The following is a 13549-nucleotide window of genomic DNA, read 5'->3' as shown; positions in this document are numbered from 1 at the left end:
GCGATGTCGATTACGCCGGAGCGTAAGCAGGAATTGATCAAGGAATATGCCAAGGGCACGAACGATACCGGTTCGCCCGAGGTGCAGGTCGCCATCCTGACTGAGCGTATCAAGAATCTGACCGAACATCTGCAAAGCCATGACAAGGATTTCCATTCGCGTCGCGGTCTGCTGGTCATGGTGGGGCAGCGTCGCCGCTTGCTCGACTATGTGAAGAAGAAGAATGTCGGCCGCTACCAGGACATCATTACCCGTCTCGGCCTGCGCCGCTAATATCGCCGGAACCCGCTTCAGGAAGGCCTGGGCGGGTTCTTGCTTTGTGCCGATGCGGGCGCTGTCGCAACGACCGGAACAGCGAAATCGGCACAGACCAACCCTCCCGCAAGACGACAGCCGGGCCAACGCAAGCAATGTCCCTGAGATCGCGACGGTCTCCTGTTACGACATTGTTTCCGCGGGTCCGGCAAGCCATCCGGTCGATGACTTGGATCTGTAAAGGACCTTATATGTTTAAAATCTATCGCAAAGAATTGATGTGGGGCGGCCGCAAGCTGACCCTCGAAACCGGCCGCATCGCCCGTCAGGCGGATGGTGCTCTGCTCGCGACCTATGGCGACACCGTGGTGCTTTGCACCGCTGTCGGCAACAGGGAGCCGAAACCGGGTGTCGATTTCTTCCCCCTCACCGTCAATTACCAGGAAAAGGCCTTCGCGGCCGGCAAGATTCCCGGCGGCTTCTTCAAGCGCGAAGGCCGTCCCTCGGAAAAGGAAGTGCTGGTTTCGCGTCTGATTGACCGTCCGATCCGCCCGCTCTTCCATCCGGCCTATCGCAATGAAACCCAGGTGGTCTGCACCGTTCTCAGCCACGACCTCGAGAACGATCCGGATATCGTCGCTATGGTCGGTGCGTCCGCCGCGCTGACGATTTCCGGTATTCCCTTCATGGGCCCGATCGGTGCCGCCCGCGTCGGCTACATCAATGGCGAATATGTTCTCAATCCGACGGCCGAGCAGCTCGCGGATACCCAGCTCGAGCTCGTCCTCGCCGGCACCTCGGAAGGTGTTCTCATGGTGGAATCGGAAGCCCAGGAGCTGTCTGAGGAAATCATGCTGGGCGCCGTCAATTTCGGCTTCGACAGCTTCCAGCCGGTGATCAATGCGATCATCGAACTCGCGGAGCAATGCGCCAACGAACCCTGGCCGCTCGCCGAGGAAAAGCCGGAATACAAGGAAGTCTGGGCCGCTCTGCAGGCGCAGTTCTCAAACGATCTCGCCGAAGCCTATCGCGAACAGGCCAAGCAGGCCCGCACCGACAAGGTTGCCGCGGTCAAGGCCAAGGCCAAGGAAGTCATCGGCACTGACGAGATCCGCACCGAGCTCGTCGGCAAGCTCTTCAAGGAACTGGAACGCGATATCGTTCGCGGCAACATCCTGAAGACCGGCACCCGCATTGATGGCCGCGACACCAAGACGGTGCGTCCGATCGTTTCGGAAGTCGGCGTACTGCCCCGCGCCCATGGTTCGGCGCTGTTCACACGGGGTGAAACCCAGGCGCTGGTGGTTGCCACGCTCGGCACCGGCCAGGATGAGCAGATCATCGACGCGCTCGAAGGCGAATATCGCGAAAACTTCATGCTGCATTACAACTTCCCGCCCTATTCGACCGGTGAGACCGGCCGCATGGGATCGCCGGGTCGTCGTGAGGTCGGTCATGGCAAGCTCGCCTGGCGCGCCGTCCATCCGCTGCTGCCGAAGAAGGAAGAGTTCCCCTACACCATGCGTGTGGTGTCGGAGATCACCGAATCCAACGGCTCGTCTTCGATGGCGACCGTCTGCGGCACGTCGCTCAGCCTGATGGATGCCGGCGTGCCGATGCCGCGTCCGGTGGCTGGTATCGCCATGGGTCTGATCAAGGAGAAGGATGGTTTCGCCGTGCTCTCCGACATTCTCGGCGATGAGGACCATCTCGGTGACATGGATTTCAAGGTGGCCGGTACCGAGAAGGGCATCACCGCCCTGCAGATGGATATCAAGATCACCTCGATCACCAAGGAGATCATGAAGATCGCTTTGGAACAGGCGCATCAGGGCCGTGTTCATATCCTCGGTGAGATGTCGAAGGCGCTGACCGGTGCGCGCGAAGGCGTCAACCAGAACGCCCCGCGCATTACCGTGATCAACATCCCGAAGGACAAGATCCGCGAAGTGATCGGTTCCGGCGGCAAGGTGATCCGCGAGATCTGCGAAGTGACCGGCGCGAAGATCGATATCGAAGACGACGGCACCATCAAGGTGGCGGCGGTCGATGCCAAGGCGTCTCAGGCTGCCATCGACTGGATCAAGGGCATCGTCGCCGAACCGGAAGTCGGCCAGATCTATGAAGGCAAGGTCGTGAAGCTGATGGATTTCGGCGCCTTCGTGAACTTCCTCGGCACCCGCGACGGTCTGGTTCACATCAGTGAACTGGCGCCGCAGCGCGTGAAGCAGGTGGGCGATGTGGTCAATGTCGGCGATGTCGTGAAGGTCAAGTGCATCGGCATGGATGATCGCGGCAAGGTCAAGCTGAGCATGAAGGCGGTCGATCAACAAACCGGCGAAGACATCAGCCATAAGCAGAGCGAACCCGCCGCGCCGGCCGAGTGATCGGCGACGCGACGGGGCATGTCATCATGCAATCGCAACAGGCGGCACTGTCAGTTCCGCGTGTGATTGGTCATCGAGGGGCGGCGCAAGCCGCCCCCGAAAATACTTTGGAAGGCTTCATCGAAGCCAAGGCCCAAGGTGCGTCCTGGGTCGAATTCGATGCCAAGTTGACGGCGGATAATGCCGTCATTCTTCTGCACGACGACATTGTCGATCGGACAACGAACGGCATGGGCTTCGCCGCGCAAATGTCGCTTTCGGCCCTGCAGGCGCTCGATGCCGGATCATGGTTCGGCCCGGCCTGGGCCAACAGCCGGATCCCAACCCTGGCCGAGACGATCGCCTGCCTGGAGCGGCTGGAGCTTGGCTGCAATGTCGAGATTAAGCCCTGTCCCGGCCGCGACCGCGAGACCGCAGTTGGTGTGCTTGACGAATTGGGCCGTGTCTGGCCGACGGCCAAGCCGTTGCCGTTGGTTTCCAGTTTCTCCTATGAAAGCCTGCTGGAAGCGCGGCGTATCAACGAAGCGCGGCCTGGGGCGGGCTTTCCGCTCGGCCTGTTGCTGGAAGATGCTCCGGCCGACTGGCTAGGTTTGGCCCAGGAACTCGGCGCCGTCTCGATCCATTGCTGGCATGAGGCCTTGACCCAGGATTGGGCCCGGGCCATCAAGCAGGCTGGCTATCTGCTGTTGGTCTATACCGTTAATGACGTGAATTTGGCGCGCCAGCTGTTCGCCTGGGGCGTGGATGCAGTATTTACCGATGTGCCGGGCCGGTTGCTGGCGGAAATCGGGCGATGACCTATATAATCGCAGTATTCGGCGTGCCGGCCGTGATTTCGATCAGCGCGCCGGCAGGCGACCCAGGGATGCGTGTTTTGGAGGATTTGCGGTGCAGGCATTAAAGCCCTTGATCATTTCGGGCCGTGAGGTTCTTCCGCTCGTCGAGGGCGGCAAGGGGATTTCCGTCTCCAATGGCGAGTCTTCGGGCGCCTGGGCGGCAGCCGGCGGTGTCGGGACATTCTCCGGCGTCAATGCCGATTTCTACGATGAGACCGGCAAACTGGTGCCACAGGTCTATCACGGCAAGACGCGCCGCGAGCGCCATGAGGAATTGCTGGCCTATGCCATTAAAGGCGGCATCAACCAGGCCCGCATCGCCCATGAAATGTCGAATGGCCACGGCCGCATCCACATGAATGTCCTGTGGGAGATGGCCGGGTCGGAACGCGTACTGCATGGCGTGCTGGAAGGTGCCAAGGGCCTCATCCACGGCGTTACCTGCGGCGCTGGTATGCCCTATCGCATTGCCGAGATCTGCGCCGCTTATGGCGTGCATTATTACCCCATCGTGTCCTCGGCGCGCGCCTTCCGCGCCTTGTGGAAGCGGGCTTATCACAAGTTCCGCGACTGGCTCGGTGCGGTCGTTTACGAAGATCCCTGGCTGGCAGGTGGCCATAACGGCCTCAGCAACAGCGAAGACCCGACCAAGCCCGGCAATCCCCTGCCGCGCGTCCAGGAATTGCGCGACATGATGCGCGATGAATGCGGCCTCCAGGATACGCCGATCGTCATGGCCGGCGGCGTCTGGTGGCTCAGCGAATGGCAGGACTGGATCGACAATCCGGAACTGGGCCCGGTCGCCTTCCAATTCGGCACCCGGCCGCTGATGACCCAGGAAAGCCCGATTTCCGATGCCTGGAAGAAGCGCCTGATGACCTTGACCAAGGGCGATGTCTTCCTCAACCAGTTCAGCCCCACCGGCTTCTATTCATCGGCCGTCAACAACGCCTTCATTCAGGACCTCCGCGCCCGTTCGGAGCGCCAGGTCGTCTACAACACCCATAAGGTGGGCGAGCATGAATGGCCCTTCCCGGTAGGTGCGCGTGGCCGCTTGGTCTATCTGACCGCCGCAGATAAATTGCGCGCAGAAGAATGGGTGCGGCAGGGTTATACCGAAGCCATGCGAACACCCGACGGCACGCTGATTTTCGTGACGCCGGCCAACGAGAACGAGATCCTCACCGACCAGATCAATTGCATGGGCTGCCTGAGCGCCTGCAACTTCTCGAACTGGGCCCAGAACGAGACCGGCACGACCGGCAAGAAGGCCGATCCCCGCTCTTTCTGCATCCAGAAGACGTTGCAGGAAATCAGCCATTCGGACCGCACCGAGGACCAGCTGATGTTCGCCGGCCATAACGCCTATCGCTTCAAGGACGATCCGTTCTATGCCGGCGGCTTCGTGCCCAGCGTGAAGCAACTGATCGAGCGAATTCTGACCGGCTACTGACCGGCAAAGGCGGGTAGGGAGACCGAGAATGCGCGCTGCCTGGCCCGCCGATTTGCTGATGCAAGATTTCCGCGACCGCAAAATCCTCATCACCGGCAGCAGCCGCGGCATCGGTGCGGCTGTGGCCCGGGCTTTTGCCGAACTTGGCGCGAAGATCGTGCTGCATGGCCGCGAGGAAACGGCTGGCTTGCGCGATTTGGCCGCCGATATCGGTGCCACGGCAACGCACCGTCCATCCATCGTCACCGGCAATTTCGCCGACAGCGAGGCGACGCGCCGGGCGGTCGACCAGGCCATCGCACAGCTCGGCGGTCTCGACATCCTGATCAATAATGCCGGCACCATGATGGGACGCCATCCGGCAGCCGGCCTGGCCGAAGCTGTCTTGGATGAGATCCTTAGCCTCAATGCCAAATCGGTGGTTACGGCAGCGCAACAGGCTTTCCCCGCTTTGCGCAAATCCTCGGCCGCGGCGATCGTGAATACGACCTCGATCTCCGCCCGCAGTGGCGGCAGCGCCGGGTCGTTGGCTTACAGCGGCGCGAAGGCCTTCGTCTCGACAGCCACCCGCTCGCTGGCGACGGAATGGGCCGGTGACGGCATCCGGGTGAATGCGGTGTCGCCAGGCACCATCGATACCGATTTCCATCGCCGTTATTCCTCGCCGGAAAAGCTCGCGGCTACGGCGGCGCGGATTCCACAAAAGCGGCTTGGCCAAGCCGAGGATTGTGTCGGCGCGTATCTCTTTCTCGCCTCGCACAGTTTGGCTGGCTATATCACCGGCCAGGTGATCGAGGTCAATGGCGGCGCATTGATGCCGTGAAACGTTTCGCCGCGCCTGATGCCGGAAAAAATTGCGCTTATTTGTCGAAGTTCGAGAAGGCGCTGCGTCCTAGTTCGGAATGATTATAATGAACCCCCTTCAAAAAGGCGTGGATTTGGCTCATATTGGAGCCATGACCGATATTCGCCCCTTCGCCCCGATCGTGCAGCGGCTGCGCCAGGCTGGCCTGCGGCCGACACGCCAACGCCTGTCTTTGGCGAAGCTCCTGTTCGACGGCCGCGATCGTCACCTCACGGCCGAGCAATTGCATGCCCAGGCGGTGGAAGCACGCGTTCCTGTCTCGCTGGCGACCGTCTACAACACGCTGCACCAATTCACCCAGGCGGGTCTGTTGCGCGAAGTTGTGATCGAGCCGGGGCGTTCCTATTTCGATACCAATATCAGCGACCACCACCATTTCTTCTTCGAAGACGATGGCCAATTGCAGGATATTCCAGGCGACGAAATCGCCTTGGCGCGGGTCCCCACGGCCCCCGGCGGCACGCATGTGAGCCGCGTCGATGTCATCGTCCGGGTGACCAAGAGCTGAGCCCAGCGCCGGATTGTTTCCAGCCATTATGGTTTTCGATTTCATTTTCGTAGCGCTGGTAACAAGCTTCTTTTTAAACGTTCTAAACTATTGACTCGCCAAGCCCGACGGCGCGATAACTGAAACCGGACGATGGCACACATGTCATTGCCGGGGCGCCAGTCGGGACCGCGAGGTGTCGGCCGGCGAAATAGCCGGTCAATAACCGCGCCAAGCGGTAGCGCTCCCCAGCTAACGTCTTCATCTCAGGGAGAGAGAGAAATGTCAGGCTTGAAGGGTTCTAAAACCGAAAACAATCTCAAAGAAGCCTTTGCCGGCGAAAGCCAGGCGAACCGCCGGTATCTGTATTTCGCACAAAAGGCGGATGTCGAAGGCTTCAACGATGTTTCGGCCGTGTTCCGCTCGACCGCGGAAGGCGAAACGGGCCATGCGCACGGCCATCTCGAATTCCTGGAAGCGGTCGGCGATCCGGCGACCGGCCTGCCGATCGGCGGCACCGCGAACAATCTGAAGGCGGCGATCGCCGGCGAAACCCACGAATACACGGATATGTATCCAGGCATGGCCCGCACGGCCCGCGAAGAAGGCTTCGATGAGATTGCCGACTGGTTCGAGACGCTGGCCAAAGCGGAAAAGTCGCATGCCGGCCGCTTCCAAAAGGCGCTGGACACGCTGGGTTAACAGCTCGGTCGCCGGATAGCGCGTCGTTATTGGAACGCTACGGAATTGCCGGCCGCGTTGGCGGTCGGCGGTTCCGCTTGACGCTCCGGCTAGCAAACGAAATCGAGACTGAACAGCGCAGAGGCCGAGATGCGTGAAGGCAGCCTGGAACCCCCCGTCCGACAGCCGTTGGACTGGCAGAACCCCGATTTCTACGACATGGCGAAGATCGAGGCAGAAATGCATCGCGTCTTCGATATCTGCCATGGCTGTCGCCGTTGCTTCAATCTCTGCGATTCCTTTCCCCGGCTGTTCGATCTGGTCGATGAATCGCCGACCGGTGAGATGGATGGGGTCAAGAGCGAGGATTACAAGCAGGTGGTCGATGCCTGCACCCTTTGCGATCTTTGTTTCATGACCAAATGCCCCTATGTGCCGCCGCATGAATGGGCTTTGGATTTTCCGCATCTGATGCTGCGCTATCGGGCTGCCGAATTGCAGGCCGGTAAAAACAGCAAGACCTATGCCCAGCTGACGGAAACCGATCGCAACGGCAAGCTGGCGCGCTTGGCGGCACCCGTGGTCAATTGGGCGAATAATAACGGCGCCCTGCGCAGCGGCCTGGAGGCCGTGGCCGGGATTGACCGCAATGCCAAACTGCCGAAATTCAACGGCCGCACCTTGGTCTTGCGTGCATCGGAACAGCCGCTTGAGATCAACCAGGCCGCGCCGGGTTACGGCCGCAAGGTGGTGCTCTATGCCACCTGCTTCAGCAATTACAACAATCCCGAGATCGGCATGGCGGCACGCGCGGTGCTGGCCAGGAACGGTGTCGAATCGGAAGTGGTTTATCCGCGTTGCTGTGGCATGCCGCAACTGGAACAGGGCAATATCGCCCGCGTCGCCGACCATGCGCGCAGCGTCAGCGATGCGCTGCTGCCCTATATCGATCGCGGCTATGATGTGATCGCCTTGGTGCCGAGCTGTGCGCTGATGCTGAAATTCGAATGGCCGCTGATCCTGCCGGAGGATGCGAATATCAAGCGGCTCGCCGATGCCACCTATGATGTCAGCGAATATATCGTCGACCTTGCCGGGCGCGAGGGGCTCGCCCCTGGCCTGCAGGGCCTTCCTGGCGGTATCGCCTTGCATATCGCCTGTCACGCCCGGGCGCAGAATATGGGACAGAAAGCAGCCGAGATGCTGCGCCTGCTACCGGACCATGACCTCGCGGTGATCGAACGTTGCTCGGGCCACGGCGGTGCCTGGGGCGTGCTCAAGGGCAATTTCGAAACGGCGATCAAGGTCGGCAAGCCGGTCGCGCGCCAGGCCAAGACCGCCAGCAAGGCCTTCCTGTCATCGGAATGCCCGCTGGCCGCCGACCACATCGTCCAAGGTGTCGAAAGGCTCAATGGCGAGAGTGATCCCAAGCCGGCGGAGCCGCTGCATCCGATCCAGCTTTTCGCCAAGGCCTATGGACTGCTCTGAGACTGAGGATTGCTCTGGCAAAGGCAGCCGGTCCCCGCAGGATCCTGGCACTCGAAGGAAAACCGATCATGAGCAAGCGAGAAATCACCCGCGCCGATATCCTGCCATTGGCCGAATATGCCAAGAAACGGGTTGATCTGCGGCGCGAGATCGTTGCCAAGAAGAAGCGCCGCCGCATGGAAGTGGGTCCGGCCGCGACCTTCTATTTCGAATGCTATGAGACCATGCTCCAGCAGGTGCAGGAGATGCTCTATATCGAAAAAGGCGGCGAGGCGCAGATCGCGGATGAGCTGGACGCCTATAATCCGCTCATCCCGGATGGCACCGAGCTGATCGCCACGGTGATGTTCGAAATTGACGACCCAGTGCGCCGCGCCCGCTTCCTGGCGCGGCTCGGTGATGTGGAACATCACGCTTTCATTCGCCTCGGCGCCGATATCGTGCGCGGCAAGCCGGAACAGGATCAGGAACGCACCAACGAGGCCGGCAAGGCGTCATCGGTGCATTTCATTCATTTCGCTTTCGATGCCGCCCAGATCAGAGCTTTCCGCTCCGAGACGCAGATCATCGTCGGCTTCGATCACCCCGAATATAGCCATATGGCGGTGATGTCCGAAGCCGTGCGCCAGGAACTGGCAGGCGATTTCGCCTGACCGGGAGAAGGCGCTCTAGCCGCGAATCGTTTCGATCTCGCCGTCGCGCAGGCGATAGATGACGCCATGTTCGACAGTGAAGCCGGCCACCGCTGACCGCGGCTCGCCGAGATAGGCACAGCAGATCAGTTGCGATGTCAGGCCGTGAGAAATCGCGATGACGGGCCCGGACTGATCGTCCAGCCAACTTCGTATCCTGGCCAAGGCACGCTCATAGCCCTCGCCATTGGGCGCATCGAACAGCCAGCCGAGATCGTCATATTGATCGATCAGATCTGCCCAATCGGCTTCGATTTCATCAAAAGTCAGACCCTCCCAATCGCCGAAGCCGATTTCGCTGAGGCGTGGTTCGGTGATTTGTTCCGGTGCCAGCAGGCCTTGTGCTTCCGCGCGGATCAAATTTGCCGTCTCCTGCGCCCGGCCGAGCGGGCTGACCTGACAGCCCGGGCGCAGCTCACCGCCAGCCAGATGCGCCGTCAGCAAGGCGCCCAATTGCCGCGCCTGTCGGCGACCTGAATCGGTCAGGGGCGAATCGAGCTGGCCTTGCAGGCGGCCATCCTGGCTCCATTCGGTCTCGCCATGGCGGAGGAGATAAATATCGGCGCTCATGCGTCTCTCAGCTCGGGAGTCATTTGCCACGTCCGTGTAACGGGTCGGTAGGGTATGGTGGGACGATCAGTTGCCCTGCAGCTTTTCATCCGGATAAGTCCCCCAGATCTCACCGCGCGGCACCCAGCCGTCATATCCCTGGACCTCGATGCGGCAGGCTGAATCGTCACATTTAACCAGGCGGGCGACGACGCCCGGATCGACATAGGCGACCGTGTTGCCGCCATGGGCATCCCTGGTCATTGCGCGCTGTTTGCCGATGATCTGTACGGTGCGCTTGCCCGACAGCAGATTGCCCTGGACCCAGCCGATCGTGCCGTCGCGGTCGCGGATGCGGCGCCAGGTGTCGAATTCCTGGATGATCTCGACCGGCAGGCCTTTGCGCTGATAAACCCAGAGGATCGGATATTCCTTGCCGGGACCGGCCCGCAGATTGACCAGGTTGGAATCGAGCGAAACAAAACGCGGCACCGGCAGCTTGGCGTCTTCGGCCTGGGCTGGGACTTGCAATGCCAGAAACGGCAGAACAGCTAAAGGGATCAGAAAGGATACGCGCCGCAGGCAGCGATCAAGACGAAACATACCCGTTTACTCTCCTGTCAATCGGCCGACGCCGGCTACCCCTCGTCGTAGCCGCGGTCCCCACTTTGATCCGGCTATCCTATGCCTTAGCCAAGCCGCCTGGAGCGGTCAAGGTTCCGGCGGCAGTTTGTGACGAATCGCATGTTCTTCCCCGAGTCGCCTGCCCGGCCTGATTTGCTCGCATGCTTGGTCGCCTCCCCGCTTCAGGGCGCGCGATTCCTATCGCTGCCATATGCCGGCCACGATACAACAGAACCGTGAATGCCGTGATAATGGACAAGAACAGGCCGTTCTTGCTATGGCAGAGAAGCGGCATCGAGAGGATGCTGCAAGTGCTGCCGCCTGCAGGCGTGGAGCAGCCGGTATCGCGATGCCGGCAGGTGGAAGAAGACCGGGTGGGAGGATTACCGGATGCCGTTCAAGCCGCTCGTCGTGGTCACCCGGAAACTGCCGGATGTGATCGAAACCCGGATGATGGAGCTGTTCGACGTCAAGCTCAATCTCGATGACCATCCGCTCAGTCCCACCGAATTGATCGAGGCGGTGAAGAGCGCCGACGTCCTGGTCCCGACCGTGACTGATAGGATCGATTCATCGATCCTGTCCCAGGCCGGCGACAAATTGCGGCTGATCGCCTCCTTCGGCACCGGCGTCGACCACATCGATCTTGCCAGTGCCCGGCAGCGCGGCATTACCGTCACCAATACCCCGGGCGTCCTGACTGAAGACACCGCCGACATGACCATGGCGCTGATCCTGGCCGTCGCGCGTCGTGTCAGCGAAGGCGAGCGCCTGATCCGCTCCAACAAATGGAGCGGCTGGGGACCGATGTCGATGCTCGGCCATCGCATCAATGGCAAGCGGATCGGCATCATCGGCATGGGGCGGATCGGCACGGCGGTCGCCCGCCGCGCCCGCGGCTTCGGCCTCTCGGTGCATTACCACAATCGCCGCCGCGTGCATCCGACCACCGAAAAGGAATTGGAGGCGACCTATTGGGAAAGCCTCGACCAGATGCTGGCGCGCATGGATATCATCTCGGTCAATTGCCCGCATACGCCGGCTACCTATCATCTGCTTTCGGCGCGCCGCCTGAAGCTGCTGCAGAAGCATGCTTACGTGGTCAATACCAGCCGCGGCGAGGTGGTGGACGAGAACGCGCTGACCCGCATGCTGGAAAAGCACGAGATCGCTGGTGCCGGCCTCGATGTCTTCGAGCATGAGCCGGCGGTCAACCCGAAGCTCTTGCGCCTCGACAATGTCGTGCTGCTGCCGCATATGGGCTCGGCCACCATCGAAGGCCGCGTCGATATGGGCGAGAAGGTCATCATCAACATCAAGACCTTCGCCGACGGGCACAAGCCGCCAGACCGCGTGCTTGAAACGATGCTGTAACGAAATGGCCCGCTGTCGCAATGCAGCGGGCCGTTTTTCTTGGCGCCCTTTCCTCTCCCTAACCCTTCCGCGGCTCGGAGGAGGGAAGAATAGGGGCAGCGTGCGACTCGGTGGCGCCGCATATTTTGCATTCCGGATCACGCTTGATGCGGATCTTGCGGAAGGTGGTGTCGAGCGCATCATAGATCAGCAGCTGACCGCTGAGGCTGGTGCCGAGGCCGAGCAATTCCTTCACCACTTCGGTCGCCTGCAGGGTGCCCATCACGCCGGCGACGGGACCAAGAACGCCGGCGGTCTCGCAGCGCGGGATCAGATCGGCTGGCGGCTCTTCCGGGAACAGGCAGCGATAGCAGGGATGCGGCGCGCCGAGATGCGCCTTATAGGTCGAAAGCTGACCGTCAAAGCGGATGACGGCGGCGCTCACCAGCGTCTTGCCGGCAGCGAAACAGAGATCGTTGAGCAGATAGCGGGTGCGGAAATTGTCGCTGCCATCGGCGATGAGGTCGTATCGGCCGATCATCGCTGCAGCGTTCTGCGCAGTCAGTTTTTCCTCATGGAGGACGATGTCGATCTCAGGATTGAGCCGTCGCAAGCCGTCGGCGGCACTCGCCACTTTCGGCCGGTCAAGATCGGCATGGCCGTGGATCACCTGGCGTTGGAGATTTGAAAGATCGACCGTGTCATCGTCGATCAGGCCGATCGTGCCGATGCCCGCCCCGGCGAGATAGAGCGCCATGGGAGCGCCCAGACCACCGGCGCCCACCACCAGCACCTTCGCCTGCAACAAGCGTAATTGCCCGTCCTCGCCGATTTCATCGAGGATGACATGGCGGGCATACCGCTCCAATTGATGATCGGTCAGCTCCGCCATGTCGGCTTGTCCTCTTTCTTCGATTATTCCAGGCCTTCGAACAAGGCGGTCGAGAGATAGCGTTCGGCGAAGGAGGGGAGAACGACCACGACGCGCTTGCCGGCCATCTCGGGCCGGCGGCCGAGTTCGCAGGCAGCCGAGAGGGCGGCACCGGAGGAAATGCCAACCGGCATGCCCTCGATCTTCGCCACCTTGCGCGCCATGGCGAAGGAATTGGCGTTGGAGACGGTCAGCACTTCGTCTATGACGTCGCGATTGAGAATATCGGGGATGAATCCGGCACCAATGCCCTGGATCTTATGCGGGCCCGGCTGGCCGCCGGACAGGACCGGACTGTCTTCCGGCTCGATGGCGACGATGCGGACCTGGGGGTTGCGTTCCTTGAGGAGCTCGCCAACGCCAGTGATGGTGCCGCCGGTGCCGACGCCGGAAATCAGCACATCGACCTTGCCGTCGCAATCGCGCCAGATCTCCTCGGCTGTGGTCTTGCGGTGATAGGCGGCATTCGACGGATTCTTGAATTGCTGGGGCATTACCGATCCCGGGATTTCCTTCAGCAGCTCCTCGGCCCGGGCGATGGCACCGGACATGCCGCGCGTCGCGGGGGTGAGTTCGAGCTCTGCCCCAATCAGACGCAACATCTTGCGCCGTTCCACCGACATGCTTTCCGGCATGGTCAGGATCAGGCGATATCCCTTTGCCGCGGCGATGAAGGCCAAAGCGATCCCGGTATTACCACTGGTCGGTTCGATGATGGTGCCGCCCGGCTGCAACTTGCCGTTAGCCTCCAGCCATTCGATCATGGCGAAGCCCAGACGGTCCTTTACCGAGGAGAGCGGATTGAAGAACTCGCATTTTCCCAGCAGATCCGCTTTGACATTCTCTGACTGGGCCAGCTTCGACAGACGCACGATCGGCGTTGCGCCAATCGTTTCCATCAGGTTTTCATAGATGCGGCCGCGGAATTGCGATTCTGGCATGGTCATA

The 13549-nt window shown here is 61.1% G+C and carries 14 protein-coding genes; 10 read left to right on the top strand and 4 right to left on the bottom strand.

Annotation, left to right across the window (positions count from 1 at the left end):
- Positions 1 to 3 precede the first annotated feature (3 nt).
- The 9 genes from rpsO (at position 4) to SMD27_RS03160 (ending at position 9105) form a co-directional block, all read left to right on the top strand.
- Positions 4 to 273, top strand: coding sequence for a 30S ribosomal protein S15 (gene rpsO / locus SMD27_RS03200; RefSeq protein ID WP_320506882.1), 270 nt, complete (start codon positions 4 to 6; stop codon positions 271 to 273).
- A 233-nt stretch (positions 274 to 506) separates the two neighbouring features.
- Positions 507 to 2642, top strand: a complete 2136-nt coding sequence (pnp, locus tag SMD27_RS03195; protein ID WP_320506881.1) for a polyribonucleotide nucleotidyltransferase — start codon at positions 507 to 509, stop codon at positions 2640 to 2642.
- A gap of 26 nt (positions 2643 to 2668) precedes the next feature.
- Positions 2669 to 3439 carry a glycerophosphoryl diester phosphodiesterase gene (locus SMD27_RS03190; protein ID WP_320506880.1) on the top strand — a complete coding sequence of 257 codons (771 nt, stop codon included), beginning with the start codon at positions 2669 to 2671 and terminating at the stop codon, positions 3437 to 3439.
- A 91-nt stretch (positions 3440 to 3530) separates the two neighbouring features.
- Positions 3531 to 4931, top strand: a complete 1401-nt coding sequence (locus SMD27_RS03185; protein ID WP_320506879.1) for an NAD(P)H-dependent flavin oxidoreductase — start codon at positions 3531 to 3533, stop codon at positions 4929 to 4931.
- A gap of 28 nt (positions 4932 to 4959) precedes the next feature.
- Positions 4960 to 5754, top strand: coding sequence for an SDR family NAD(P)-dependent oxidoreductase (locus SMD27_RS03180; protein ID WP_320506878.1), 795 nt, complete (start codon positions 4960 to 4962; stop codon positions 5752 to 5754).
- A 133-nt stretch (positions 5755 to 5887) separates the two neighbouring features.
- Entirely contained in the window at positions 5888 to 6304 is a 417-nt protein-coding gene (gene irrA / locus SMD27_RS03175) for an iron response transcriptional regulator IrrA (RefSeq protein WP_320507545.1), read from the top strand.
- Positions 6305 to 6565: 261 nt separating this feature from the next.
- Entirely contained in the window at positions 6566 to 6985 is a 420-nt protein-coding gene (locus SMD27_RS03170; RefSeq protein ID WP_320506877.1) for a rubrerythrin family protein, read from the top strand.
- A 129-nt stretch (positions 6986 to 7114) separates the two neighbouring features.
- Positions 7115 to 8452: a (Fe-S)-binding protein gene (locus SMD27_RS03165; RefSeq protein WP_320506876.1), complete on the top strand. Its 1338-nt coding sequence runs from the start codon at positions 7115 to 7117 to the stop codon at positions 8450 to 8452.
- 68 nt (positions 8453 to 8520) lie between these two features.
- Complete coding sequence (locus SMD27_RS03160; RefSeq protein ID WP_320506875.1) at positions 8521 to 9105, top strand: DUF3501 family protein; 585 nt, start codon at positions 8521 to 8523, stop codon at positions 9103 to 9105.
- A 15-nt stretch (positions 9106 to 9120) separates the two neighbouring features.
- Here the strand turns inward: SMD27_RS03160 and SMD27_RS03155 are convergent, their stop codons facing one another.
- The gene (locus tag SMD27_RS03155; protein ID WP_320506874.1) at positions 9121 to 9714 is read right to left on the bottom strand and encodes a histidine phosphatase family protein; all 594 of its coding nucleotides are present in this window, start codon (positions 9712 to 9714) and stop codon (positions 9121 to 9123) included.
- Between the two features lie 66 nt (positions 9715 to 9780).
- The gene (locus SMD27_RS03150; RefSeq protein ID WP_320506873.1) at positions 9781 to 10296 is read right to left on the bottom strand and encodes an SH3 domain-containing protein; all 516 of its coding nucleotides are present in this window, start codon (positions 10294 to 10296) and stop codon (positions 9781 to 9783) included.
- Positions 10297 to 10707: 411 nt separating this feature from the next.
- On the opposite strand from SMD27_RS03150, the gene SMD27_RS03145 reads away from it, so the two are divergent.
- On the top strand, positions 10708 to 11691 hold the full coding sequence (locus tag SMD27_RS03145) for a 2-hydroxyacid dehydrogenase (RefSeq protein ID WP_320506872.1): 984 nt from the start codon (positions 10708 to 10710) through the stop codon (positions 11689 to 11691).
- 58 nt (positions 11692 to 11749) lie between these two features.
- Here the strand turns inward: SMD27_RS03145 and SMD27_RS03140 are convergent, their stop codons facing one another.
- Both SMD27_RS03140 and cysK read right to left on the bottom strand, forming a co-directional pair.
- Entirely contained in the window at positions 11750 to 12562 is an 813-nt protein-coding gene (locus tag SMD27_RS03140; protein WP_320506871.1) for a HesA/MoeB/ThiF family protein, read from the bottom strand.
- Positions 12563 to 12585: 23 nt separating this feature from the next.
- Positions 12586 to 13542, bottom strand: a complete 957-nt coding sequence (gene cysK, locus SMD27_RS03135) for a cysteine synthase A (protein WP_320507544.1) — start codon at positions 13540 to 13542, stop codon at positions 12586 to 12588.
- Positions 13543 to 13549 lie beyond the last annotated feature (7 nt).

Origin of the sequence: Dongia soli (assembly GCF_034044715.1) — a bacterium.
Taxonomy (GTDB): Bacteria; Pseudomonadota; Alphaproteobacteria; order Dongiales; family Dongiaceae; genus Dongia_B; species Dongia_B soli.
The sequence above is the reverse complement of the archived record's forward strand: the minus strand, read 5'-3'. Positions and strand labels throughout refer to the sequence as shown.

Bases quoted from the DNA above. Each gene is read 5' to 3' on its own strand.
- SMD27_RS03190 (WP_320506880.1), top strand. From the start codon at position 2,669: ATGCAATCGCAACAGGCGGCACTGTCAGTTCCGCGTGTGATTGGTCAT.
- SMD27_RS03160 (WP_320506875.1), top strand. From the start codon at position 8,521: ATGAGCAAGCGAGAAATCACCCGCGCCGATATCCTGCCATTGGCCGAA.
- SMD27_RS03155 (WP_320506874.1), bottom strand. From the start codon at position 9,714: ATGAGCGCCGATATTTATCTCCTCCGCCATGGCGAGACCGAATGGAGC.
- SMD27_RS03145 (WP_320506872.1), top strand. From the start codon at position 10,708: ATGCCGTTCAAGCCGCTCGTCGTGGTCACCCGGAAACTGCCGGATGTG.
- SMD27_RS03140 (WP_320506871.1), bottom strand. From the start codon at position 12,562: ATGGCGGAGCTGACCGATCATCAATTGGAGCGGTATGCCCGCCATGTC.
- SMD27_RS03150 (WP_320506873.1), bottom strand. From the start codon at position 10,296: ATGTTTCGTCTTGATCGCTGCCTGCGGCGCGTATCCTTTCTGATCCCT.
- pnp (WP_320506881.1), top strand. From the start codon at position 507: ATGTTTAAAATCTATCGCAAAGAATTGATGTGGGGCGGCCGCAAGCTG.
- rpsO (WP_320506882.1), top strand. From the start codon at position 4: ATGTCGATTACGCCGGAGCGTAAGCAGGAATTGATCAAGGAATATGCC.
- SMD27_RS03165 (WP_320506876.1), top strand. From the start codon at position 7,115: ATGCGTGAAGGCAGCCTGGAACCCCCCGTCCGACAGCCGTTGGACTGG.
- SMD27_RS03170 (WP_320506877.1), top strand. From the start codon at position 6,566: ATGTCAGGCTTGAAGGGTTCTAAAACCGAAAACAATCTCAAAGAAGCC.
- irrA (WP_320507545.1), top strand. From the start codon at position 5,888: ATGACCGATATTCGCCCCTTCGCCCCGATCGTGCAGCGGCTGCGCCAG.
- SMD27_RS03180 (WP_320506878.1), top strand. From the start codon at position 4,960: ATGCGCGCTGCCTGGCCCGCCGATTTGCTGATGCAAGATTTCCGCGAC.
- cysK (WP_320507544.1), bottom strand. From the start codon at position 13,542: ATGCCAGAATCGCAATTCCGCGGCCGCATCTATGAAAACCTGATGGAA.